The sequence below is a fragment of the Victivallis vadensis genome, assembly GCF_003096415.1.
Classification (GTDB): Bacteria; Verrucomicrobiota; Lentisphaeria; order Victivallales; family Victivallaceae; genus Victivallis; species Victivallis vadensis.
In genome coordinates this window covers 1-23,192 of the sequence record NZ_QEKH01000009.1, presented here as the reverse complement: position 1 = coordinate 23,192, position 23,192 = coordinate 1, and the positions used below count along the sequence as shown (strand labels likewise).

The 23,192-nt window shown below is 56.7% G+C and carries 19 protein-coding genes and 4 tRNA genes; 6 read left to right on the top strand and 17 right to left on the bottom strand.

Annotation, left to right across the window (positions count from 1 at the left end; all coding sequences use genetic code 11):
* Window positions 1-7: 7 nt before the first annotated feature.
* The 9 genes from C8D82_RS20620 to C8D82_RS06765 form a co-directional block, all read right to left on the bottom strand.
* A complete protein-coding gene (locus C8D82_RS20620) occupies window positions 8-916 on the bottom strand; it encodes a carbohydrate-binding family 9-like protein (protein WP_133245096.1) in 909 nt (302 codons plus the stop codon).
* Window positions 917-925: 9 nt separating this feature from the next.
* A complete protein-coding gene (locus tag C8D82_RS06800) occupies window positions 926-2,011 on the bottom strand; it encodes a Gfo/Idh/MocA family protein (RefSeq protein ID WP_116883523.1) in 1,086 nt (361 codons plus the stop codon).
* A 73-nt stretch (window positions 2,012-2,084) separates the two neighbouring features.
* Window positions 2,085-2,408: a hypothetical protein gene (locus C8D82_RS06795; protein ID WP_116883522.1), complete on the bottom strand. Its 324-nt coding sequence runs from the start codon at window positions 2,406-2,408 to the stop codon at window positions 2,085-2,087.
* Window positions 2,405-3,643, bottom strand: a complete 1,239-nt coding sequence (locus C8D82_RS06790; RefSeq protein ID WP_116883521.1) for a hypothetical protein — start codon at window positions 3,641-3,643, stop codon at window positions 2,405-2,407. Before C8D82_RS06790 ends, C8D82_RS06795 begins: the two co-directional genes overlap by 4 nt.
* A 26-nt stretch (window positions 3,644-3,669) precedes the next feature.
* On the bottom strand, window positions 3,670-4,743 hold the full coding sequence (locus tag C8D82_RS06785) for a Gfo/Idh/MocA family protein (protein ID WP_116883520.1): 1,074 nt from the start codon (window positions 4,741-4,743) through the stop codon (window positions 3,670-3,672).
* A complete protein-coding gene (locus C8D82_RS06780; RefSeq protein WP_116883519.1) occupies window positions 4,736-6,886 on the bottom strand; it encodes a pyruvate formate lyase family protein in 2,151 nt (716 codons plus the stop codon). Before C8D82_RS06780 ends, C8D82_RS06785 begins: the two co-directional genes overlap by 8 nt.
* Complete coding sequence (locus tag C8D82_RS06775; protein ID WP_116883518.1) at window positions 6,883-7,785, bottom strand: glycyl-radical enzyme activating protein; 903 nt, start codon at window positions 7,783-7,785, stop codon at window positions 6,883-6,885. The genes C8D82_RS06780 and C8D82_RS06775 overlap by 4 nt, the downstream gene beginning before the upstream one ends.
* Window positions 7,786-7,874: 89 nt before the next feature.
* Window positions 7,875-8,864: a LacI family DNA-binding transcriptional regulator gene (locus C8D82_RS06770; protein WP_116883517.1), complete on the bottom strand. Its 990-nt coding sequence runs from the start codon at window positions 8,862-8,864 to the stop codon at window positions 7,875-7,877.
* Between the two features lie 113 nt (window positions 8,865-8,977).
* A complete protein-coding gene (locus C8D82_RS06765; protein WP_207776081.1) occupies window positions 8,978-10,138 on the bottom strand; it encodes an ATP-binding protein in 1,161 nt (386 codons plus the stop codon).
* A gap of 325 nt (window positions 10,139-10,463) precedes the next feature.
* Here C8D82_RS06765 and mobF point away from each other — a divergent pair, with 325 nt between their 5' ends.
* The gene (mobF, locus tag C8D82_RS06760) at window positions 10,464-11,351 is read left to right on the top strand and encodes a MobF family relaxase (protein WP_207776080.1); all 888 of its coding nucleotides are present in this window, start codon (window positions 10,464-10,466) and stop codon (window positions 11,349-11,351) included.
* Between the two features lie 65 nt (window positions 11,352-11,416).
* Here the strand turns inward: mobF and thiC are convergent, their stop codons facing one another.
* The 6 genes from thiC to C8D82_RS06730 all read right to left on the bottom strand — a co-directional run bounded on the left by thiC (window position 11,417) and on the right by C8D82_RS06730 (window position 18,933).
* The gene (gene thiC / locus C8D82_RS06755) at window positions 11,417-12,715 is read right to left on the bottom strand and encodes a phosphomethylpyrimidine synthase ThiC (RefSeq protein WP_207776079.1); all 1,299 of its coding nucleotides are present in this window, start codon (window positions 12,713-12,715) and stop codon (window positions 11,417-11,419) included.
* Between the two features lie 398 nt (window positions 12,716-13,113).
* Window positions 13,114-14,397 carry a 3-deoxy-D-manno-octulosonic acid transferase gene (locus C8D82_RS06750; protein WP_116883514.1) on the bottom strand — a complete coding sequence of 428 codons (1,284 nt, stop codon included), beginning with the start codon at window positions 14,395-14,397 and terminating at the stop codon, window positions 13,114-13,116.
* A gap of 6 nt (window positions 14,398-14,403) precedes the next feature.
* The gene (glmS, locus tag C8D82_RS06745; RefSeq protein ID WP_116883513.1) at window positions 14,404-16,239 is read right to left on the bottom strand and encodes a glutamine--fructose-6-phosphate transaminase (isomerizing); all 1,836 of its coding nucleotides are present in this window, start codon (window positions 16,237-16,239) and stop codon (window positions 14,404-14,406) included.
* A 3-nt stretch (window positions 16,240-16,242) separates the two neighbouring features.
* Window positions 16,243-16,665, bottom strand: coding sequence for a nucleoside 2-deoxyribosyltransferase domain-containing protein (locus C8D82_RS06740; protein WP_116883512.1), 423 nt, complete (start codon window positions 16,663-16,665; stop codon window positions 16,243-16,245).
* A gap of 117 nt (window positions 16,666-16,782) precedes the next feature.
* The gene (gene ptsP / locus C8D82_RS06735) at window positions 16,783-18,549 is read right to left on the bottom strand and encodes a phosphoenolpyruvate--protein phosphotransferase (protein ID WP_116883511.1); all 1,767 of its coding nucleotides are present in this window, start codon (window positions 18,547-18,549) and stop codon (window positions 16,783-16,785) included.
* Window positions 18,550-18,579: 30 nt separating this feature from the next.
* Window positions 18,580-18,933, bottom strand: a complete 354-nt coding sequence (locus C8D82_RS06730; RefSeq protein ID WP_165832885.1) for an HPr family phosphocarrier protein — start codon at window positions 18,931-18,933, stop codon at window positions 18,580-18,582.
* A 172-nt stretch (window positions 18,934-19,105) separates the two neighbouring features.
* Between C8D82_RS06730 and C8D82_RS06725 the strand changes: the two genes are divergently transcribed.
* Window positions 19,106-20,383: an O-acetylhomoserine aminocarboxypropyltransferase/cysteine synthase family protein gene (locus C8D82_RS06725; RefSeq protein WP_116883509.1), complete on the top strand. Its 1,278-nt coding sequence runs from the start codon at window positions 19,106-19,108 to the stop codon at window positions 20,381-20,383.
* Between the two features lie 55 nt (window positions 20,384-20,438).
* Here the strand turns inward: C8D82_RS06725 and C8D82_RS06720 are convergent, their stop codons facing one another.
* Entirely contained in the window at window positions 20,439-21,284 is an 846-nt protein-coding gene (locus C8D82_RS06720) for a lysophospholipid acyltransferase family protein (protein WP_165832884.1), read from the bottom strand.
* A 100-nt stretch (window positions 21,285-21,384) separates the two neighbouring features.
* Entirely contained in the window at window positions 21,385-21,690 is a 306-nt protein-coding gene (locus C8D82_RS06715; RefSeq protein WP_116883507.1) for an RNA recognition motif domain-containing protein, read from the bottom strand.
* A 591-nt stretch (window positions 21,691-22,281) separates the two neighbouring features.
* Between C8D82_RS06715 and C8D82_RS06710 the strand changes: the two genes are divergently transcribed.
* From C8D82_RS06710 to C8D82_RS06695, 4 genes are all read left to right on the top strand, one after another.
* Window positions 22,282-22,358: transfer RNA gene (locus C8D82_RS06710), tRNA-Asp, on the top strand.
* A 52-nt stretch (window positions 22,359-22,410) separates the two neighbouring features.
* Window positions 22,411-22,487: transfer RNA gene (locus C8D82_RS06705), tRNA-Asp, on the top strand.
* Between the two features lie 296 nt (window positions 22,488-22,783).
* Window positions 22,784-22,860 (top strand) — tRNA-Val (locus C8D82_RS06700).
* Between the two features lie 16 nt (window positions 22,861-22,876).
* A tRNA-Asn gene (locus tag C8D82_RS06695) sits at window positions 22,877-22,951 on the top strand.
* Window positions 22,952-23,192 lie beyond the last annotated feature (241 nt).

Here is a 23,192-nt window from a genome sequence, read left to right as displayed (position 1 = left end):
TTTTTGTTCAATGATTTTTCAATGATTTTCCTTCTGCCAGAATCATTTTGGCATAACCAAAAATATTGTGCCCGGAATGCAGCAGCGGATAAAAGGAAGTCTGAACTGTTTTTTCCTGCTTCCGGATATCCAAATTCATGCGAACCATAGTCATACGCAGAACATCGCCGCCACGCGGTTTCCGTCTTTGCTGATATGGAGGAAAATCAGCAAGATCAATTCTGAATTCAAGTTCATAACCATTGTCGTTGATATGCCCCGCAACTTGTATTTCGTATTGAAAGTGAAAATGAATTGTGGTCCAGAAACCGCTTTCCGGCAGGACGTGATCCAGTATCCATGCCGTATTGCCGGGAGATAGGAGAAATTCCAGATAATAAGGAATTGATTCGTCCGGTTGAACGAACACTTCCAGGCAATCCCCCTGCCAGATCCGTCTGTTTTCCCATGATTCACCTTGACGCCCTTTATAAAATGTCATATCGCAGTCAGGAAAGAACACACTGCCGTAAAGATACCTGCCATGCCATGCGAGACGCCATATGCTTCCGTCTGCCAGATATTTTTCTGAAGAACATGGGAAACTGCCCAGCCACTTCCTTGCCTGCCTCCAGACCGGTTCATCAGCTTTGCCGTCTATTACCGGTGCCGACGACAAATGAGGAAGGGTGAATTCCGGCGCAGGACTGCTCCAGTCCTTTGCCGTCAGCCAGTCCCGCTCCAGTTCGGCAAGATCCTCCGCCGCCTTTTTTATACAGGCAGCGGAATAATCTTCCGGATGTTTCAATATTGCATGGTTGAGTTGCATTCTGTTTGACTGCATACGCATTTCCAACAGTTTTGCCTGCGGAGGGCAAGGCTCCGCCAATATGCAAAACGATGCTGGAAAAATCAACAGAAGCATGGCGAGTTTCATAAAATCTCCTCAGAATGCAACAATCTGTTTTGTTGCAAGCGCTTTGCATCCGCCTTCCATCAGGCGGGTCAGACGGTAGCCGCAGTCGATATCGAACGGATTCTCTTTGCCATACAGAATCTCATCAATCCAGAGTTCGATCGGTTCTTTGCCCTGCGGAAGTTCCGCCACGGGAACCTTGACGACCGCACGCGCTCCGAACAGCGAATTGACCGAAGCATTGCTTACCGTACCGCCGACAATTTCCTCTTTCAGGCTGATCCCCGGCAGGAGGGCGCGGAGCTTTTCCAGATTTTCCGCTTCCATCTGAATTTCGGATTCCGGCGCGTCGATGCGGCAGAGGTAAGAGCCTTTCCGCCCGTAAATCTCGAACATATACGGAGAATAAAAGGTCGAGCAGGTCGATTCCGCAACGCCGAGCGTTCCATTCCTGAACTTCACTGCCGCACAGACATTGTCCTCCACATCGCGCCCGTAATAGTTGATTGCATTTACAGAGATATCAAGCGGTTCGCCAAGCATCCAGTCCATCAGGTACATCTGGTGACATCCGAGGTCGATCCACGCGCCGCCGCCGGAAACCGCTCTGTCGAACCAGTCGGGAGGAAGGTCATTCATTTTGGAAGCGTCGACTCCATTGCGGATACGGACCATGTTCACTTCACCGAGCAATCCGGCATCCATCAGCTTTTTCCCGAGGACGAACGCGGGCGTCGTGGCACGGATGTACGCGATCCCGAATTTGACGCCGCTCTTTTTGACGGCATCGCGCACCTCGGAGGCTTCGGCGGTCGTGATCGTGAAGCTCTTTTCCGTAAAAATATGTTTCCCCGCCTCCGCCGCCTTCTTCATCAGTTCGGCGTGACGGCAGGTCTCCGCGACAATGCAGACGGCATCCACATCGGAACGTTTCAGCAATTCAGCGTAGTCGGCGACGAACGGGATCCCGAGTTTCCGGGCCCAGTTCGCGCCGCGCTCCGCGGTGGAATCCCAGACGCAGGTCAACGCAGTGTCTTCACGCTTCTGAAGGATCGGGTAATAGCGTGGGACATGCGGGTGCCAGCAGCCGACGAGTGCGATGTTAAGTTTTTTCATGTTGGTGACTCCTGATTTTTTCTGATGATTGTTTTATAACGAGTTTGCGATGATTCCGCCGGGGGCGGAGCGTTTATTTGTTTGCGATCGACATCATAATTATTCCTGCGAAAATCAGCAAAGATCCGGAAATCTGAAAAATTCCCGGCGTCAGCCGACAGACGACCGTCATGACGATCTGGACCAGTAGAAAGCCGCCCCCCATCATGACTGCCGTCGCCAGATTCGCATTCATGCATTTGTAAATCTGTATCATGATAAGAGTGCTTGAAATTCCCAGAATATTTCCGAAAATGAAACCTTTCCAGTAGAGACCCGGCGCGGAACTTCCCCATTTGAACAGCAAATATGCCCCGATCTGGAGAAGGAAATAGAGGGTGATGCAGAGAGCGGTCATTTTTCATCGCTCCGCAGAGAGTGAATCGTACCGCTGCCGGAGACCGTTTCTCCGGATGCTCCGGCAAGCCGGATCCCGTCTAGCACAAGCCGTTTCACCGTGCCGTCGTTGACCAGAAAGTTGAAGGGTTCCGGCAGATGGTTTCTGCATCCGGAATCATGGATCATCAGGTATTCGACGGTCACATGATCTTCAATCACGATGGTGGGGACGGCGACGGTATGCTCATCCCGCTGCAAATTCCGTATGGAGAGGCTGCTTACGTCGCCACCGCGTTCGATGAAAATCGGCGGATATTCCGGCAGTGCCGGAGTATTGAAATCTTCTTCGCGCGGCAGCGCCTTGCCGATAAAGAGATTTTCCAGCAAGATATCGTCGAAAATCCCCCGCGTCGCGCCTGTCCAGTGCGTGATTCCGACGGTGTAGCGGTAGAACGTCCCGTAAATATTGCGAATGTGAATCCGCCTGATCGGGGCTTCGAAAGAGAGCATCCGGACTGCGCTGTGGCAATTTTCCGCAAAAATCCCGTCGATCTCAATGTCGGAAATCGGCCCTTGAAAGGGGGAGTCGATGAGGCCGTCGTTTGCATTCAGCGCGACCAGATCGTCATAACAGGTTCCCTTGAGATTCGATATTTTTCCGAAACGGCATCCTCCGTCGAGATGAATTCCGTCCATGTTGTTCGGCGCGGGATTCCAATGCCGGAAATCGAATGTGACATCCTCAATCGTAAAATAGCGCAAAAGGGCGAATTGCGAGGCGTAGGTGACCGGATCGCGGAAAGTGACGCCCGTCATGGAGAAATGTTCCACGTTGACGAAGAGAAATGCAACTCCGCGGTAAAGATCGCGGGAATAAGCGCGGTTGGAGTCACAAAGCTGTCCGGGGACTTTCTTATCCGGCGTGGATGGATGCGCCCTCCCTGCCAGCTGGTAATTTGGCGCCTGTTCCTGGTTATTGTAATCCCAGATTCCACCGGAAACGGAAATGTTCCGGTTTCCCTCTGCATGATCGTCGTTGGTCAACATGAGACAGTTGCTGCCTGCTGCCAGGCGGATCCGCGTGAAGCGATCCAGCTTCAATTCCTGTCCGGAGTGCATGATCAGCGTTTTGCTGATCACGTAATGCTTTGCCGGCGGCGGCAGGTGAATGAGATTCACTCCACTGTCGAGCAACGACTGAATCGCCTCTGTGTCGTCATGAATTCCATCCCCGGCAAGCAGCAATGATTTCATGGTATGCCCCTGATTTGTCCGGTCTGTCATAATTCGACTTCTTTTCCGCTTTTCGCGGAAAGCGCGATCGCGTCGAGCATCCGTTGAATGTAAAGTCCGATCTCGCCCGGAAGCATCAACGCGGAACCGGTCAGGCATGCGGTGACCCAGTTGTCGAGTTTCCGGCGGAACATGTCGGGCCGTCCGAGCGACGGCAGGTAAGCGGGCGTGATGTTCATCATCGCTCCGAACCGGTCGGCATACAGCTCCGGAGCTTTTCCGTTGCGCCACCACGCGCCGCCCTTGGCTCCGCTGAGCTTGAAGTCATAAACACAGTCTTCCCTGATATGGTTGATATACGACGTTTCAAGCTGCACGACGAGGCCGTTTCTGAACGTTATCTGGGCGACGGCCAGGTCCTCGACGTTGTAGTCGCGGCTGTTCCAGTCCGGAGCGGAGCAGAAGACATCGCAGGGATTTTTCCCTTCGCCGTAAAAGTACGATGCCGAAAGACGTGCCGGCTCCGGGCGGCCGCAGACATGCGTAATGACATCGAGCAGATGGACCAGAATGTCGAGAACGGGGCCGCCCCCGAGTTCGCGGCTGTAGTAGGTTCCCCAGTTCGGTGTGCCGCGGCGGCGGAGCAGCGAACCGTGAACAGAGCGCAGTTCGCCGAAGAATCCCGCATTCCGGGCGTTCACCAGAACTTCGGTCGACGGACAGTATTCCTGCTGGAAGCCGACTGCGAGCTTCAGGTTCTTCGCCTTTGCCGCCGCGATCATCTTTTCGCATTCGGCGGCATTCATGCCGAGCGGTTTTTCACAGTAAACATGGCAGCCGGCGGCGATCGCATCCATCGCGGCGGGGAAATGCTCATAATTCGGCAAACAGAGATCTACGGCATCCGGGCGCACCTCCGCAAGCATGGTATCCCAGTCCGCAAAAAGCGCGTTTTCCGGGAGGCCCCACTTATCGCGCACCGCCTCCAGGCATTCGCGCTTCCGGTCGACTGCGGCGACGATTTCCACCTTGTCCTTCAGTTCCGCATAGCCCTGCATATGTTCCACATGGATCATTCCGCAGCCGATGACGGCTACCCGCAGCTTCTTGTGTTCAGGCATATTGTTCTTCCTCTATGATGCGTTTGACGACGAAATCCCGGAATTCGGGAGAAAGCATGATGAAATAGGAGGTGAAACCGGTCACGCGCACGATCAGATCCGGAAACTTTTCCGGTTCCTTCTGTGCCGCCCGAAGCGTTTTCGCATCGACGATGTTCACATTGATCAGCGTTCCTCCGAGCTTGAAATGCGTCCGGAACAGTGCCGTCAGCCTCCCGACGGGGTCCGCGCAGTTCACAAACGACGCATCGAGTTCCAGTTGAAGCGGCGAAGTGTTCCCGTATCCGCACTGAACCGAGGCGACCGCCTTGGCAACCGCCGTAGCCGCGCCGTCTTTCCGGAACCCCGGACACGGGTTCGCGCCGTGGGAGGACGGCTCCCCCGCACGCCTTCCGTTCGGAGTCGCTCCGACCGTCTTGCCGAAACGGAGCGTATCCGCCCAGGAGAACAGCCCCGGAATAATCAGACGCCCCTCCGGAGTGCGGCGGCCGTTCGGAAACGTTTCGGCAAAGTCGTGCGTCAGTGTGACCGCCCATTCATCGGCGCAAGTCCCGCCATGGCCGAAGCGCGGCGAAGAGGCCAGCAGACGCCGGATCTGCTCGCCGTTTTCATTCCTGAAATCACTGCGGACAGCCTCGACACACTCTTTCCAGGCAATGCGTTTTCGTTCGACGACCTGGGTCTGGAGCGCCGCAAAGGAATCCGCGACGACGGCAAGTCCCGCTCCATCGCAGCACATATTGTAGAAATCGACTCCTCCATGAGACGCATCACGTCCTTTTTCGATCGGACCGTAACAGAGCAGATTCAGCAGCAGTTCCGGTTCATTCCTGTACTGATGCGCAAGGTGAAAATCAAGTCCTTCGGCAATGCAGAATGCGGCGCGCGCAAGATGTTTTTGGTAACATTTGTGAAGTGCTCCGAGTGAAAACTTTCCGGAATCGGCGATTTCATTGAACGCGACTTCAAACACCTTCATCATATTGATCTTGACCGTGTCATTGAGCGTGTATTCCCGGCCGGGGATGCTCATCCAGTTGCAGCCGAGGGCGATGCGTTCACGGGCAAGCTCGATGGAGTATCCGTTGCGCATAAAGCCCTCGATCAGCGCATTATCCCCCGAAAAACGCGGATAGCCGAGATTGTCCTCCAGCAGAATTTCCACTCCGCGGCGAAACAGCTTCTCGTCCATCCTGTCATGGACCCGGATCGTCAGGTTGCAGGGGGTTTTCAAAGCGTGGGCCGCTTCAAGGATCAGGAAGGAAATCCGGCTCGTCTGATCTTTTCCGTTCGGATCCGGGCCGCCGATCTGATAGTAGTGCGGATCGTTCAGCAGCAGACATGCGATATAGTAGACGGCATCTTCGTCGTCGATGCGCCCGGCGGCAATGTCGCGCTCGTAATAGGGGCGGAGTATCTCGTCAAGCTGCCCTCCCGCACCGTCGCGGTTGTAGGTGCGGGAAGCCATATTGAACCATGCGATCCACTGGCAGGCCTCGCGCAGGGTTTCCGGCGGATCGTTCTCCAGCCTGAGGTTGATGCGCCGCAGTTCTCCCTCTGCCGCCATGGCGGTACGGTGAATCCAGTTGCGGATTCCGGCAAGCGCCTCCAGTTCAGCGTTCAGCAGTTCGACCGCTTCGGAGTCGAATTTATGCGCTTCGAGCGACCGTTCCACCTTGCGCGTCAGTCCGCCCCAGCCGAGGGACAGCCCGATCCGGTAATCCGGCGCGAAGTGGGCATCCTTGCCGATGCCGTGGGTCAGGTCGTAAAGCTCCTGGTCGTGATGCAAAAACGAATAGTCCACCGGAAACGGCGCAAGGGAAAGCTGATACCCGGCGCGCATGCGTGACATCATGAACATCCAGCGCCCGGCCAGTGCGTCGTCGGGATCGACATAGACCGGATGCGCTTCCAGCAGCGCCCGGTAGTTTTTCGCCCATGCGGACACTCCGTGGAACGAGCCGTTTTCATCGAGGACCGGAAAACGGAACGTTCGCATGAATTCTTCCGGCGGCAGGACATAGCCGTAATCGTCCTCATCCGCTTTCCCGAACCGGCGGTACTTCGCCAGCGTCTGTTCTTTTTTCTTTGCGACAAGGCGGGCGATCCGCCCGGCATATTTTTCAAGTTTGAATCCACTCATTTTACAATGCGTCTCCCATTAAGAAAAAGCGGCACTCCGGTTTCGGAGGCGGCTTTGATCAGATAATCTGTTGTGTTTATTGTCGGGGAAGCCTGCGGCTTGGCCCGTTCTTCCATCCCGAGACGCTCCGCTTTTCCACAGCCGAGCGGATGGTAGGTCAGCAACTCATAATATTGGAGCGTATCCAGTTTTACCGCAAACTCCGCGATCCGGCGGATTGTTCCGGCGTCGTCGTTGAAGCCGGGTACAATCGGGGTCCTCAGGATCAGGGGAACTGTCAGAGAGCGGAGGTTTTCCAGAACCTGCTCATTGCCGTGGCCGGTTCCCGCGCGGTGTTTCTGCGAATCGATATGCTTCAAGTCGGCCATCACCAGATCGCAACCGGCGACGAGCTTTTCCAGAATGGCGCGCGAATAGGCGAGATTGGTTTCAAGCGCGGCATGAATCTTCATTTTATGACAGCGGTGCAGAATTTCCGCTGTAAAATCCGACTGGCAGCCCGGTTCGCCGCCGGAAACGGTGACGCCTCCGCCGGATTCCCCGTAAAACGGAATATCTTCGGCAAGATCACGCATGACCTCATCCACGGAAACCACTCGCCCGCAGACGCTCAGTGCACCGGTAAAGCACGTTTCGACGCACCGGAAACAGGAAGTACAGAACGCTCGTTCAATGCGGTGCCGGCCATTGGAGAGCTTGTGCGCTTCGCAGAACCCCAGGCACCGCCCGCATCCCATACATTTCGATTCGTCGAAAAAGAGCTGTGGACTGGTCGAAATGGTCTCCGGATTATGACACCAGAAGCAACGCATCTGACATCCCTTGAGGAATACCACACTCCGCAGGCCCGGGCCGTCATGCACCGACGCATGTTGAATTTCCGTAATGATTCCGTTCATGAAAACCGCTCCTTTGAAGAACCAACATATCAAAGAAGCGAAGCGGTTTCAAGAAAACGGCAAGGAGAGGAAGGGAAATCTGATTTTGTTCAATGTTTTTTCAATAACGGCCCGGTTGATGCTCCCATCGACAGAAACGGATGCAGAAGGACTTCCTCGGTCTTGCGGTCCTCAATTCGCGCCAGAAGCGCCTCCACCGTATGGTGAACCAGCAAGTCAAGCGGAATCTGCACCGATGTCAGCGGCGGCGCAAATCCCCGGGCGCTGAATTCATCGCAGAACGCAATCACCGACAGTTTGTCCGGGATGCGGATATACCGCTCATAAGCCCACTGATAGACCATCGAGGCGAAAAAATCGTTCCAAGCCAGAATGGCGGTGGCACCGCCGTCCCATTCCCGGTCCAGCTTCGGAAAGAGCACCGGATTGTCCCGCCGTTCAGGATGCGCCACGACTCGGGCCTCCATTCCAACCGATCGGGAGTATCTCTGCAGGAACGCCAGATTGTCGATCATCTGCTGTTTGTCCATGGTCGCGGAGTCGATGAAAAATACAACTTTGCGGTGCCCGAGAGTGTGCAGGTGCGAGAGCGCCAGATTCATCCGATGCGTATAATTGCAATGAACGGAACAGAGCATGCAGCCGTTGCGCGCATAGATGAAGGAAGGGAGCTCCCGGCAATATTTCAGCAGATTCAGACTGCCGATATCCGGGACGGTGTTGATGACGCCGGCGATATTCCGGTCATTCCCGATCGCGGAAAGCACCGGCTTCAGGGATTCCGCATCCGAACCGCACATGAAAATCTGCGGGACATAACCCCTGCGGAGAATTTCGTGATGAAATGTGAAAGCCGGTTCGTTTCCCACCCTGAAATCGCCGCGGATCAGCAGTGCGATGGAACGCCGCCGGGGCGTATTCCGCTTGCCGGAAGGGTGGTAACCGAGACGTTCCGCCGCATCCAGTACCTTTTTCCGCACCTCCGCACTGATCGGCCTTGTCCGGTTGATCACATAAGATACTGCCGCCTTGGAACATCCCGCCTCTGACGCAACATCGCTGATCGTGACTTTCCGCATAGATATCAGGTTTCCTTGCTGGGATTGCTGTTATTATTATATATACTATCTGATCCTTCAGTTTTCAAACAGCAAAGAAGGATCTCCATCACTCAATGCTGCAATCGGGGCAGTTACAAGCCTGCCGCAGGAATCAGTTTGCACTCCCGGGTCAGCGGCGAACTTTCCCGGACCATGCAGACGACCGCTCCCATTCCTATTTTCTTTCCAAACTTCTCCAATTTGGAGAAATGCTTTGCGGCGTCCCGCCCGGGATCGGAACTTTTCTTCATTTCCACCGGATACAAAACGCCGTCCTGTTCGATGACCAGATCGATTTCCACCTGATCGAAATCCCGGTAGAAATAGAATGCCGGACGCTTTCCCGAATTCCGATAGCTTTTCAGGATTTCCGCAAAGCACCATGTTTCAAAGATATGCCCGGCCATAGCTCCGGCCTCCAGCGTTTCCGGGGATGACCAGTCGGTCAGGTAAGCACATAAACCGGTATCCAGAAAATAGAGCTTGGGAGCCTGCGTCATTCGCTTGGTCCGATTGGCAAAATAAGGTTCCAGAAGCGTCACCAGTCCGGAAGCGATCAGGATGCTCAGATAATTCTTTGCGGTTCCAACAGCGACATCCGCATCTCTGGCGAGATCGGAATAATTGAGAAGCTGCCCGGTCCGGGCGGCTGCCGCACGCAGGAAACGGAAAAAACGCTGCAAGTCTCCGACCTGGCCGAGAATCCGTACATCCCGCTCCAGATAGGTATTGATATAGGAGCCGTAAAACAAGTCATGATCCATTTCCGGATCGTCGGCCAATTTGGGAAAACTTCCCTGCCAGATACGGCGGTACAACCCCTGCAGATCCAGCTTTTCCGGCACATCGGGAAAATCATTGATCGGCAGAAACGGTTCCACATTCCGGTGTTCCAATTCCCGATTCGAAAGTCCCAGCATCTCGAAAATACCGACCCGTCCGGCCAGCGATTCCGTAACGTTCCGCATCATTTGGAACTGCTGGGAGCCGGTCAGCCAGAACATTCCCGGCTTTTGTTCTTTGTCGATCAAAACCTTGATGAAAGGCAGCAGCTCCGGCGCATATTGAATCTCGTCGATCAGAACCGGCGGCTTATGCCGTTCCAGAAACAACTCGGGATCTTCTTTCGCCAGATTGCGGTCACGGGGAATATCCAGCGAAACATAATTTCGCGACTCTTCACTGACATGTCTCAGAAAAGTCGTTTTACCGACCTGCCGCGGCCCGGTCAGCAGAATTGCCGGATAATGCATCCCACTCTTTTTGAAAAAATCTTCCAGATTACGGTGAATGTATTGCATTATTCCCCCCCCCTTTTTTTGTCGTGCAATTTTCATTTTATTTATAAAATACACGATATCTTAAAGAAATCAAGCGGCACTCCTGAAACGCGGATAACGCGATCACCGATCAAGAATCGGGGTATTGCGTTTTATTTTCAACTCCTGATTTTCTAATGAGAAAAACGACGTAGTTTTTCTCATCGTAAAGTGCTGTTTGCTTGAAGTTTAGCTGTGCTTCTCATAGACTATATCCAGGTGGTTTTTACTTGGGATAATGGATGAGGAGCATGGGGCTATGTTCAATATGACGAAGATTCGTGCGACGAATGGTTCGGGGAAGAGTTTCTATGCGAATCATCTTTCTTCAAACGATTATTATTCGGAGCATGAGAAGGTTCAGGGATATTGGAGGGGAGAACTTGCGGATACGTTCGGTTTGCGGGATAAGGTTGTGACGAGCGAGGAGTTCAGTCTGTTTCAGCGGAATGTGAATCCGAAAACGCCGGGCAAGCTGACGCAGAAAAATATGCCCGGCGGTCCGCGGTTCTTTGATTTTCAGGTGGCGGCTCCGAAGTCGGTTTCGGTGATGTCGATGTTCGATGAACGGCTGGTCGAGGCGCATCGGGAATCGGTTCGGATTGCGATGGCGGAACTGGAACGGCTGGCGGCGGTTCGGGTGCGCGACGGGGAGAACGTTCGGACCAACAATTATGAAACGACCGGGAAGCTGGTTTACGCGGAGTTCATGCACGATACGAGCCGCGCGCTCGATCCTCAACTGCATACGCACAACGTGGTCTGCAATGTGACGCGGGCGGGCGACGGCAGGTACAAGGCGCTCGAAACGCTGGAGATGTGCCGGGCGATCCGTTACGCGGGCAAAGTCTATCACAACGAGATGGCGGCAAGGTGCCGTGAACTGGGTTACGAAACGGTCGAAACGCGGGACCGGAAAGGCAACGTCATCTGGTACGATCTGGCGTGCGTTCCGGCTGACGTGATGGAACGGTTTTCCAAGCGGCGGCGGCAGATCGAGAAGGCCGAGGCGGAGTTCATCGCGGAGCATGGCCGGAAGCCGACGTTGAGCGAGAACAATTACCTTTCGACTTCGACACGTACGAATAAGATGCTGACTTCTACAAGTAATGCTTTCAGAGTTTTTGCCGTATTTCCAGTCTTTTAGCCTGCTTTCCGGGTAAAAACAGACGGCCCGCCTGTTTTCGGACGGGCCGCCGGTTCAGGGACGGGTTACAGTTCGCGGCTGATCCGGACGCTGCAGAAGTTCGGGCCGCACATCGTGCAGAACCGCTCGTCCTTGTGGTCGTGGTCCGCGGGCATATCGCGCTCGGCCAGAGCTTCGGCGCGAAGTTCGCGCGCCTTCTCCGGGTCCAGCGCCAGTTCGAACTGCTTCTCCCAATCGAAATCGGCGCGCGCCCGGCTGATCGCGTCGTCCCGGTCGCGCGCGCCCGGCTTGCCGAGCGCGACATCCGCCGCATGGGCCGCGATCTTGTAGGCGATCACGCCGTCGCGCACGTCGCGCGCATTCGGCAGGCCGATGTGCTCCTTGGGCGTCACATAGCAGAGCATCGCCGCGCCGTGGAACGCTCCCATCGTCGCGCCGATCGCGCTGGTGATGTGGTCGTAGCCCGGCGCGCAGTCGGTCACCACCGGTCCGAGGATATAGAACGGCGCATCGTCGCACACTCGCTGCTCGCGCTTCATATTCATTTCGATCTCGTTGAACGGGATGTGTCCCGGCCCCTCGACCATCGCCTGCACGTCGGCGGCGCGGCAGCGGCGGACCAGTTCCCCAAGCACGTCAAGCTCCGCGAACTGCGCTTCGTCGCTCGCATCGGCCAGGCATCCCGGCCGCATCCCGTCGCCGAGCGACAGCGTCACATCGTACCTGCGGCAGATTTCAAGGATTTCGTCGAACGCGGTGTAGAAGGGATTCTCCCTGTTGTTCTTGTTCATCCACGCCGCCAGAATCGAACCGCCGCGGCTGACGATGCGGAGCATCCGTTTTTTCGCCGCCGGAATATGCGCCTTCAACAGTCCGGCATGGATGGTCATATAGTCCACGCCCTGCTCGGCCTGTTCGCGCATCACGTCGAGGATGAAGGATTCGGAGAGGTTGTCCACCGTTTCGCAGCGGGCGAGCACCTCATACATCGGAACCGTGCCGATCGGGGCCGGACTGTGTTCGATGATCGAACGGCGGATCTGGTTGATGTTGCCGCCGGTGCTGAGGTCCATCACGGTATCCGCGCCGTATTTCAGCGCATGCCGGAGCTTTTCCAGCTCCTGACGCGGGCAACTGGACAACGCGGAGTTGCCGATGTTGGCGTTGATCTTGGTCTTGAGGCTGCGCCCGATGCCGACCGGCACCAGTCCCTTATGGTTGATATTGGCCGGAATCACCACCGTACCGGCGGCGACGGCGGCGCGGATCGTCTCCGGCGAGACCATCTCAACTTCGGCGACATGCTTCATCGCATCGGTAATGATGCCGGCTTTGGCCTGCGCCGGCTGCGTTATGCAACTCACGTTCACTTCTCCTGACTATATAATTCCAACAAAATGACTCAAACTTTATATTCCCCCAAACGCGTCACGTCACCGAAAACGCCACGACCGGCACACAGACTTCGTACTCCGGAAGCTCACGCATCCGCTTCGGCCCTATCCGCAATTACCATCTTTTGTCACCGCCCCTCGCGGCAGCTCCGCGCTTCAAACCGATCCTCAAAAAACGCTTCACTTTTTGAGGATCGCGCGCTCTGCCGGGCGGTACTGTTGCGATCGCGGCCCGCATTCGCGGACCTTACATTTCCCCTGTCTCTGGCTCACGCCTGCGCGAGCCAGAGACAGGTGACCAGCGTTCCGCCGCTGGACCGCGTCCGGCAAGCTGCCTGTGGCGACGCTGCTGAAGCGGCTGTTCTTTTTTATTTTTTCAGCAGGGATTCCAGTTCGTTCACCGTCCGTTCCGTCGCTCCCGCGTGTTTGCGGATCGTCCGTCCGGCCCGTTTTCCGAGTTCTTCCCTTAATTCTTTATTCACCAGAAGTTTGCGGAGCTGCTCCTCCAGTTCGGAGTCGTGCGTGACCGTCGCCACCGCGTTCTCCTGCAGCAGCACATTCAGGATAAAGCGGAAATTCCGCAGCACGTGTCCCGTCACGATCGGCTTATCCAGCAGCGCCGGTTCGATCAGGTTGTGTCCCTCATCGTGCCCGGCCAGGCTCTTGCCCATGATCACGATGTCCGCGCCGTTCATCAGCTTCAGCATCTCGCCGGTCGTATCCGCCAGCAGCACATCCACCGGCGGGTCCGCTTCCGCCTGGCGGCTGCGGCGCGCGAAATCCAGCAGATGGCTTTTCAGCATCTCCGCGATATCGCCGCCGCGCTCGGCATGGCGGGGCACCAGCACCAGCTTCAGCTCCGGCACCTCGTCTTTCAGCTTTTTGAAGGTTTCGGCAATCAGCTCCTCCTCGCCCGGATGAGTGCTGGCGGCCAGCAGGATCAGGTGTCTGCCGGGACCGAAGTATCTTTCATATTCGGGTTCAGGCAGATTTTCCGGTGCTTTCTGGTCGAATTTCAGATTGCCGCTGACCACCACGTTCGCCTCCGGCGACACCGATTTGTAGCGGTCGAAGTCCGCCTGCGTCTGCACGGAGATCAGATTGAACATTTTCAGCAGCGGCCCGAAGAAAAGCCGCGCGCGCCGGTAACCGCGCGCCGAATGATCCGACATGCGCCCGTTCACCAATGCCACCGGAATCCCCCGCTTGCGGGTTTCGGCGACCATGTTCGGCCAGATTTCGGTCTCGAAGATCACCAGCATCGCCGGTTTCAGCACGCTCAGCGTGCGGCGCACCATCCACAGAAAGTCGATCGGGCAGAAGATCACCGCCGTCGAGGGCGGCGCCTGCTTGCGCGCCAGCTCCTGCCCGGTGGTGGTCGTGGTCGAAAGAATGAACTTCCGCTCCGGGTGCATCTGGTGCCAGGTGCGGATCATCGACATCGCGACCACCGTTTCGCCGACGCTGACCGCATGAACCCAGACCGCGCCGTGGTATTCAGCCAGCTCCCTGACCCGCTCCGGCTTGAAATGGCCGAAACGTTCCCCGAAGGTGTCTTTCCAGCCTCCCCGATTGCGGTACTTGAGGTACAGTCCGGGAATGAAGAACAAAAAGCCCAGCGGCAAAAACAGATTGTAGAAGAATCTGAACATAGAAAGTTATTCCACCGTGACACTTTTGGCGAGGTTGCGCGGCTGGTCCACTTCGCAGCCGCGCGCCACCGCGACGTAATAGGCGAAAAGCTGCAGCGCGACCGTGGTCGGCAGCGGCGCGATGAAACGCGAACACGGCGGCACTTCGATCACATCCTGCGTCATGCTGCGCACCGCGCTGTCGCCGCGGGTGATCACCGCCACCACCGGCGCCTTGCGGGCGCGGCACTCCTGGATATTGCCGATGATCTTGTCCTTGCCCGGAATATCGTTGGCCAGCGCCAGCACCGGATGCCGCTCATCCAGCAGCGAAATCGGCCCGTGCTTGAGTTCGGCGGCGTGATACCCCTCGGCGTGGATATAGCTGATCTCCTTGAGCTTCAGCGCCCCCTCCAGCGCAGTCGGATACAGGCAGCCGCGGCCGATGTAGAAGAAGTCCTCCTTGTCGGCGTACCGTTCCGCGATCTTCTTGATCTCGGGCGCCTGCAGCAGCACGGAGCGGATCAGCTCCGGAATCTGTTCGATCTGGTCGGCCAGCTCGTTGCCCTCGCTGCGGCTCAGCCGCCGGTTGCGCCCCAGCAGCAGCGCGAAGAGCAACAGCACCACCACCTGACTCGAAAACGCCTTGGTCGAAGCCACGCTGATCTCCGGCCCCGCATGCAGATAGACGCCGCGCCCGGACTCCCGCGCGATGGTCGAACCGACCACGTTGCAGAGGGCGGTGACCACCGCGCCTTTGGCCGTCGCCTCGCGGACCGCCGCAATGGTGTCGGCGGTTTCGCCGGACTGGCTGATCGGAATCACCAGCGTATTCGGCTCGATGATCGGATTGCGGTAGCGGAACTCCGCCGCCTGCTCCACCGAAGTGGAAATCCCGGCGATGTCCTCAAAATAGTATTCGCCGAGCATCCCGGCGTGCATGCTGCTGCCGCAGCCCGCGATCACGATCCGGTTGATCAGGGCCAGCTCGCGCGGCGACAGGTTCATCCCGTTCAGGATCGCGGTGCCCATCTCATGGTCGATGCGGCCCCGGATCGCGTTCTCGATGGTTTCGGGCTGCTCGAAAATCTCCTTGAGCATGAAGTGCGGATAGTTTCCCTTTTCCGCCTGCCCGGCGTCCCAGTCGATTTTGGCGACCTCACGCTCGACCGGCACATTCTGGATGTTGCGCAGGTCCACTTTGTCGGCGGTGATCGCGGCGATGTCGCCGTCGTTCAGGTAGATCACCTGCCGCGTATAGGGCAGCAGCGCGGCGATGTCGCTCGCGACAAGGTTCTCCCCTTCGCCGAGCCCGATCACGATCGGACTGCCCTTGCGGGCGGTCACCACCACCCCCGGCTCCAGCGACGAAATCACCGCGATGCCGTATGTGCCGTCAAGCTGCTTCAGCGCGGCGGCGACCGCACTCAGCAGGTCCCCTTCGTACGCCCCGGCGATCAGGTGCGGAATCACTTCGCTGTCGGTCTGGGAACGGAAATGCACCCCTTTGCCTTCCAGATGCTTGCGCAGTTCCTGGTAATTTTCGATGATCCCGTTGTGCACCACCGCGAAGCGGCCGGATTCATCGAGATGCGGATGCGCATTCAGCGTGGACGGCGCGCCGTGGGTCGCCCAGCGGGTATGGGCGATGCCGCAGCCGGCCAGTTTTTTCAGTTCCGGCTGCTGGCCGGCGACCGCTTCGAGCTGCGCGACCTTGCCGACCGATTTGACCTGATACATATGTTCGTCGGCGACGACCGCCAGACCGGCGGAGTCGTAACCGCGATATTCCAGCCGCTTCAGCCCTTCGATCAGGACCGGGGCCGCCGCCAGCTTGCCGGTATAACCGATAATTCCGCACATATTCTACACCTGCTGCTCCGTAAAATGATTGTTCACATACTCCGCGGCCTCTTCGAGCGAGCCGAGGATCTTGGTGCAGTACCGGGCCATCCACGGACTGCAATCCTTGTATTCGAAGGGGGAGAACGCCACCACAAACCTGCCGAGATCGTGCGCCGCATAGAAAACCTCCATGCTCGTGCCGATGCTCGCCTTGTTGTAGTTGACCAGAATGATATCCGCATCCCGGACATCCTGAAGATCGAATTCCACGATTTCGTTGGCGCTGTCCACCTGACGGTCCACAAAGGCGCGCCGCATCGGATCCAGCAACCGGAAGCGACCGCCCAGAAGCTGTTTCGCCGTCTCCCGCCACGCACGGGCCGTCCCGGCATGTTCGTCCATGATCGGACCGGAAAGGTAAATCGTTTTTCTGTTGTTTTCCATACAAATCCCGTCAGTCGTTTCACTTTGCCGCCGGCATCGCCACGCCGCAAATCACATACTATACACCGCCAACCGGATTTTTTCACGCGCCGGACGGAATTATTTTTGAAAGGCCCGTCAGATATTCGCGATCTCCGGCGCGGATTTGCGCAGCAGGGCTTCGGAAATAGCCAGCGCGTCGGACGCGTTGCTGCAGGCCAGCGCCTGCCGCGCCGCCTCCTCCGCTTCGTGCATCGCCAGCCCCCGGATCACCCGCCGCACCATGCCGATCGACGACGGCGCCATGCTCAGTTCGTGCACGCCCAGGCCGACCAGCAGCGGCACCAGCGACGGCTCGGAAGCCATCTGCCCGCAGATGCTGACCCAGATGTTGTTGTGGCGCGCCGCCTCCACCGTGCGGCGGATCAATTCGAGAATCGCCGGATGGGAAGGCCGGTAGAGGTACGCGACCCGTTCGTTGCCCCGGTCGATCGCCATCGTATACTGCACCAGATCGTTGGTGCCGATGCTGAAAAAATCCACCAACGGAGCAAGCCGGTCCGCCAGGATCGCCGCGGCCGGCGTCTCAATCATCACCCCCAGCGGCAGATGGGAAACGAATTCCAGCTTCTCGCGCCGCAGCTGCTCCTGGAGTTCCCCGACCAGCTGCTTGACCTCATTCACCTCGCGAATACTGCTGACCATCGGGAGCATTACGCGCAAATTGCCGTACACGCCGGCCCGCAGCAACGCCCGCAGCTGGGTGGAAAAAATGTCCCGGCGCTCATGCAGACAGAGCCGGATGCCGCGCAGCCCCAGAAACGGATTCTGCTCGGTCGCCCGGAAAATATTGGTGTTGAACTTATCGCCGCCGACATCCAGCGTGCGGATGATCACCGGCTGTTCGCCGCTCTTGACCAGCAGATCTTTGTAAACCTCGAACTGCTCCTCCTCCGTCGGCAGCTGGGAAGTGTTCATAAACAGATATTCGGTCCGGAACAGGCCGATGCCGCAGGCTCCCGACTTTTTCACCTCCCCGATCGTCTCCGGCGAATCGAGGTTGGCCGCGAGCTGCACCATGAAACCATCCGTCGTCTCCGGCCTCAGCGAATTCTCGCGCTCCAGCTCGTTCAGCAGCTCTCCGGCCGCCTGCGCCTTGAGCCGGTAGGCCTCCTCGGTGCGCCCGTCCGGGTTGATGATGACCTTGCCGGTATAGCCATCGATAATCAGCTTGTCATCCGCCGTCAGGGTCTCCGGCAGCTCCGGGGGAATTCCCACCACCGCCGGAAGCTTCATCGCCCGCGCCAGAATCGCGGTATGGCTGGTGGCGCTGCCGGTCTCCACTGCGAAGCCGAGCACCTTGCTCCGGTCCAGCTGCGCGGTCTCCGACGGCGCAAGCGTGGTCGCAATGATGATCCGGCGGTCGTCCAGCTCCATATCATGATGCGGATCGTCGTTGAGGTTGGCGGTAATCCGGGCGGCGACGTCGCGGATATCGGCGGCGCGCTCCTTCAAATATTCATCCTGCATGCCGTTAAAGACCGCGGTAAAACGCTCCGTAGCTTCAAAGAGCGCATATTCGGCAGTGACATGCTCACCCTTGATCCGTTTTTCAACTTCATTCAGCAGCGTCCTGTCGTCGACCAGCATAATGTGGGCTTCAAAGATATCGGCGTCGCGCGAATTGAGCCGGTCGCGCACCTGATCCTGAAGTTCGACCAGCTGCTTGCGGGTTTCCACCAGTGCGGCAATGAAACGGGTCAACTCTCCGTTGATTTCATCATCGGTAATCTTGTGCGGATTGGGCTCCTGCAGATGGTTGGAGCCGCGCACCCGCGCCACCCGGCCGATCGCAATCCCGGGAGATACCGCAATCGCCTGAATCGTCTGTGCTGGTAAAGTCATCGCTGCCGCCTTCGGTGCTGGAGATTGAAGTTATTCTTCCTCGTTGAAACGGGATTCGAACAGGCGGACAGCTTCACGGAACGCCTCTTCCGCCTCATGGCCGGACGCCTTCAGGAGCAATTTGGTTCCCCGCCCCGCCGCGAGCATCATCAAGGAAAGCGCACTGCGGCAGTCGGCAACCTCACCATTGCCGTCAAGACGCTCCAGCGTCAGCTCCGCCTCGAAGCCGGAAGAGAGTTTCGCCAACATCGTCGCCGGCCTGGCATGGAGTCCCATCCGGTTGTCGATGGTGACTATGGTTTCAAAAAGCTCTTCGGTCGTCATCGCAATATCCTGTGAAAAATTCCCGATCCGGCGGACCGCCGCCTCTTCAGGCAAAGCCATCCCGCGCGCCCGGACTCCTCTTATATCCCGGCGCTCAACATATTTAATATACACCGGTTTCATCAATAAAGCAACTGCCGATCTTGTAAAACCGCACTCCGCCGGATATATTAAACTCAATATTTTTTGAAAAATTTTCTTCTTTTCATCATTATATGGAGATCACGGCATCATGGACAAAAACTGGCAAATCGAAACTAAAGCCGTACAGTGCGGCTATGAACCCGGCAACGGCGATCCGCGTGTGCTGCCGCTCTACCAGAGCACGACCTACAAGTATGATGACGCGCAAAGCGTCGCGGACCTTTTCGACCTGAAACGCGAAGGCTTCTTCTACACCCGGCTCGCCAATCCGACCGTCGATGCCTTCGAACGCAAGATGGCCGCTCTGGAAGGGGGCGTCGCCGCCGTCGCGGTCGGAGCGGGCCAGGCGGCTTCCATGCTGTCGGTAATGAACCTCGCCGTCAGCGGCGACCATGTGGTCGCGGTTTCCAGCCTCTACGGCGGGACGGTGTCGCTGTTTACCAACACCCTGAAAAAATGCGGCATTGAAGTTTCCTTCATCTCCCCCGAAGCGGATTCCGCCGCGATCGCGGCGGCAATCCGCCCCAACACCAAGGCGCTGTTCGCCGAGACCCTCGCGAACCCGGCGCTGATCGTGCTGGATATCGAACGCTTCGCCGAAGCGGCGCACGCGGCAGGCATTCCGCTGATCGTGGACAACACCTTCCCGACTCCGTGCCTGTGCCGCCCGTTTGAATTCGGCGCGGACTTCGTGACCCACTCGACCACCAAATACACCGACGGCCACGCCCAGGCGGTCGGCGGCATCATCATCGAAAAGGGCGGTTTCGACTGGAACAACGGGCGCTTCCCGGAATTCGTGAATCCCGACCCGGCCTATCACGGGCTGGTCTACACCGAGGCCTTCCCGGCGGCTCCTTATTCGGTGAAACTGCGGGCGCAGTGGATCCGCGACATCGGCGCGGGCATGGCCCCCTTCAACGCCTATCTCTCCAATCTCGGCGTGGAGACGCTGGCGCTGCGCATGGAGCGCCACAGCTCGAACGCGCTGGCGCTGGCCGAATTCCTCGAAAACCATCCGAAGGTCAGCTGGGTGAACTATCCCGGCCTGAAGTCGAGCAGCCAGCATGAACTCGCAAAGAAATACCTGCCCCGGGGCTGCTCCGGCGTACTCTGTTTCGGCGTGAAAGGCGGAAAGGCCGCCGGCGAAATCGTGATGAACTCGCTGAAGCTCGCGGCGATCGTGGTCCATGTGGCCGACACGCGCACCGGCGTGCTGCATCCGGCCAGCATGACCCATCGCCAGCTCACCGACGCCGAACTCGAAGCCGCCGGCGTTTCACCGGACATGATCCGTGTATCGGTCGGCATTGAGAATATCGACGACATCAAGGCCGACTTCGATCAGGCCCTGAATCGCGCCTGAACCCGGGATCAATCAAAAACCACCGGCTGGTTTCAACCGGTGGTTTTGTCTCACTTCACGAGACGGGTGCGGGACGAAACCCGTTGAGGCCGGCAGAAGCACATGGCGCTCTCCGTTCCGCAAGATTCCAATGCGCGGTCCGTTCCGCGATGAAATCGAGAATCTGCCGGTGCGCTTCACGGCCATTGCCGGAAGCATCCAGCGGCTCGCCGAATTCCAGATGGATATGACGGCTGCGGTGCAGCGAACCGAATTCCGGGATCAATGCCCCCGGCTCCAGGAAATCGGTTTTCAACGCCAGCGGAATGATCCTGACGCCGGCGCTCTTGGCCAGTTTAAGTCCGATCGTATTGAAACGTTCGGGCAGAAATTCCCTCTGCCGGGTCGACTCCGGAAAGATCAGCACGGAACGGCCCTCCTTCAGCAGTTCCTGCCCCGCCCTCATCACTTCCTTGAAATCCTCGCGCGGGTTGACGCGGTCGACTCCGATCGCGTCGATGGCCCGCATCGCCGCACCGAAGAACGGGACGGAAAAGAGCGAACGCTTGATCACAAAAGTGAAATCCAGCCTGGGAGAAATTACCGCATTGAGGATTGCCGTTTCCACCGAGCTCTGGTGGTTGGCGACAATCACAAAGGGGCCGGGAGTGTCGCTCAAATGGTTCAGGCCGCGCAGATGAATCCGGGCGCCGCAGCTTTCAAGAATCCGGACATTCAGTCCGCTGTAGTAGCTCTGGCGGTCCCGGTCAAACCGGCCGCGGCCGGCGCACCTGCCGATCCGGTAGAAGTTGTAATAGGTTTTCGAATAGAAGTAAAGGCGGGAATTGAACAGAATCCGGGACAGGAAAGTCCGCCGCCCGGGCGGAGTGTCATAGCTGTCGTTCGGGAATAAATTCACCATAGGTATCTCCCGGTTGATTGCATCAGAATCGGCCGGCAAAAAAAGGGGACCGCAATTACTGCGCATCCCCGATCTGCCGCGGCAAGGGCCCGCGAACCGGTTACCAGCTGCGACGCCCGCCGCCGAAACCGCGATTGCCGCCGCCGTTGCGATTCGGACGTTCTTCCCGGGGACGCGCTTCATTAACCACCAGTTCACGGCCATCGTGACTCGTCCCGTTCAGGGCTTCGATCGCCGCTTTCGCCTCGTTCGCGTCATTCATTTCGACGAAGCCGAATCCTTTGGCGCGGCCGGTATCGCGATCCGTGACCAGACGGGCGCTGCTGACCGAACCATGCGCGCTGAACGCGGAGTTAAGGTCGGTTTCGGTCATCGAGTACGGCATGTTTCCCACATAGATATTCATTCTGTTTTCTTTCCTGCGGCGTTATCGCCTGCATTTTTCGGAAGGTCCGGACCGTTTTTCGGCGCTTCGGAACACTTCCTGTGATTGTTTTGCTCTCCCCCGGTTATTCAGTTTATGTTGTTTGATGCGAAATCCACTTGTAATTACCGGATAGATAGGGGGGAAAGCATAAAAACATGCTGAACCATCAGGGAATGACACTGCGGAATATCAGATGCCCGGAACGGGCAGAGATTCGGATTATTTTGGAAAGCCGGCAAAGCGGCAATCAGGAACAATGAGAAGTCAAATAAAAAACCTTAACTGTAACGTCCCGGATGCCGCAAGTTTCACATGACCGGAACAATCCGGCCGCATTTGCATTCCACCTGGAAACTGTTTTTAACATATCACGGTAATCCGGGCAATACAAGCCGCATTCCAATAATAAGCGGAAAATAAATTCCAGACACCGCCCTTCCCCTTCCGGACCGGCAAAAGTCGCCGGTTCGGACAGAATACCTGAAAATCAGCGATTTTTTGCTGAATCCGATTTGAAAAACGATAAAACGGTGATATTTTAAAAAATGTCGTCACCAACGCGGCGAACGCGGGGGAGTAGCTCAATTGGTTAGAGTACCACCCTGTCACGGTGGATGTTGCGGGTTCGAGTCCCGTCTCTCTCGCCATTTTAATGGTCCGTGTTCGAGTTGGAAGTGATGATGTCTGCGTTTATAACGCGGGGGAGTAGCTCAATTGGTTAGAGTACCACCCTGTCACGGTGGATGTTGCGGGTTCGAGTCCCGTCTCTCTCGCCATTTTTTGCCTCTTCGACGGTCCTTGACACAATTTATGGTTCCTTCACGCTCGAAATTTCCGGCAGCTGATAAATTTTCAGTTTGAAGTATTCGCGATCAGAAGTACGATTATCTGCAACAGCCTTCCGAAAGACTAAATGCAGCTCCTCTGTTTTGGCAAACTAAACGCAACTGGTCCGACTCAAGGGGGGCGTTTACTTTTTCAATTCTCATTCGCCCAAAAAGTTGATTTTTTTTGCTTGAAAAGGTTGCATTTTTTTTAACACCGGTTATATTAAGAAACATTGAAACGCTTCGGGCGTATAGCTCAGTTGGTTAGAGCGTCACGTTGACATCGTGAAGGTCACAGATTCGAGTTCTGTTACGCCCACCATTTTGTTTCTATATGTTCCGGCATAGCTCAGCGGTAGAGTAGGTGGCTGTTAACCACTTGGTCGCTGGTTCGAATCCAGCTGCCGGAGCCATTTTTTGCCTTTTTTTCCGACTTGTTCAGCTCAATTCTCTTTTTTTGATGAAATCGCACTTAAGAAGAAATACCGTTCTTCCCATTGGATAAACTAACGATAGCCTAACAATAAATTAACCGCTCTTTGCGGCATTTCAAGTTTTAGTTATTGTCCCAAATTTTGTGAAACACACTTGTAGTTTCCAACGCCGATAACGACGTTGCCGATAATTTGCATACGTTTTTGCCAGTAGTCCTCC

What these genes read in the sequence shown, in the direction of transcription:
- C8D82_RS06725 (WP_116883509.1), top strand. Translation starts at nt 19,106, where the DNA reads ATGGACAAAAACTGGCAAATCGAAACTAAAGCCGTACAGTGCGGCTAT.
- C8D82_RS06775 (WP_116883518.1), bottom strand. Translation starts at nt 7,785, where the DNA reads ATGAACGGAATCATTACGGAAATTCAACATGCGTCGGTGCATGACGGC.
- C8D82_RS06765 (WP_207776081.1), bottom strand. Translation starts at nt 10,138, where the DNA reads ATGCATTATCCGGCAATTCTGCTGACCGGGCCGCGGCAGGTCGGTAAA.
- C8D82_RS20620 (WP_133245096.1), bottom strand. Translation starts at nt 916, where the DNA reads ATGAAACTCGCCATGCTTCTGTTGATTTTTCCAGCATCGTTTTGCATA.
- C8D82_RS06740 (WP_116883512.1), bottom strand. Translation starts at nt 16,665, where the DNA reads ATGGAAAACAACAGAAAAACGATTTACCTTTCCGGTCCGATCATGGAC.
- C8D82_RS06800 (WP_116883523.1), bottom strand. Translation starts at nt 2,011, where the DNA reads ATGAAAAAACTTAACATCGCACTCGTCGGCTGCTGGCACCCGCATGTC.
- C8D82_RS06785 (WP_116883520.1), bottom strand. Translation starts at nt 4,743, where the DNA reads ATGCCTGAACACAAGAAGCTGCGGGTAGCCGTCATCGGCTGCGGAATG.
- C8D82_RS06795 (WP_116883522.1), bottom strand. Translation starts at nt 2,408, where the DNA reads ATGACCGCTCTCTGCATCACCCTCTATTTCCTTCTCCAGATCGGGGCA.
- ptsP (WP_116883511.1), bottom strand. Translation starts at nt 18,549, where the DNA reads ATGACTTTACCAGCACAGACGATTCAGGCGATTGCGGTATCTCCCGGG.
- C8D82_RS06715 (WP_116883507.1), bottom strand. Translation starts at nt 21,690, where the DNA reads ATGAATATCTATGTGGGAAACATGCCGTACTCGATGACCGAAACCGAC.
- C8D82_RS06720 (WP_165832884.1), bottom strand. Translation starts at nt 21,284, where the DNA reads ATGGTGAATTTATTCCCGAACGACAGCTATGACACTCCGCCCGGGCGG.
- mobF (WP_207776080.1), top strand. Translation starts at nt 10,464, where the DNA reads ATGTTCAATATGACGAAGATTCGTGCGACGAATGGTTCGGGGAAGAGT.
- glmS (WP_116883513.1), bottom strand. Translation starts at nt 16,239, where the DNA reads ATGTGCGGAATTATCGGTTATACCGGCAAGCTGGCGGCGGCCCCGGTC.
- C8D82_RS06750 (WP_116883514.1), bottom strand. Translation starts at nt 14,397, where the DNA reads ATGTTCAGATTCTTCTACAATCTGTTTTTGCCGCTGGGCTTTTTGTTC.
- C8D82_RS06770 (WP_116883517.1), bottom strand. Translation starts at nt 8,864, where the DNA reads ATGCGGAAAGTCACGATCAGCGATGTTGCGTCAGAGGCGGGATGTTCC.
- C8D82_RS06730 (WP_165832885.1), bottom strand. Translation starts at nt 18,933, where the DNA reads ATGGCTTTGCCTGAAGAGGCGGCGGTCCGCCGGATCGGGAATTTTTCA.
- C8D82_RS06780 (WP_116883519.1), bottom strand. Translation starts at nt 6,886, where the DNA reads ATGAGTGGATTCAAACTTGAAAAATATGCCGGGCGGATCGCCCGCCTT.
- C8D82_RS06790 (WP_116883521.1), bottom strand. Translation starts at nt 3,643, where the DNA reads ATGAAATCATTGCTGCTTGCCGGGGATGGAATTCATGACGACACAGAG.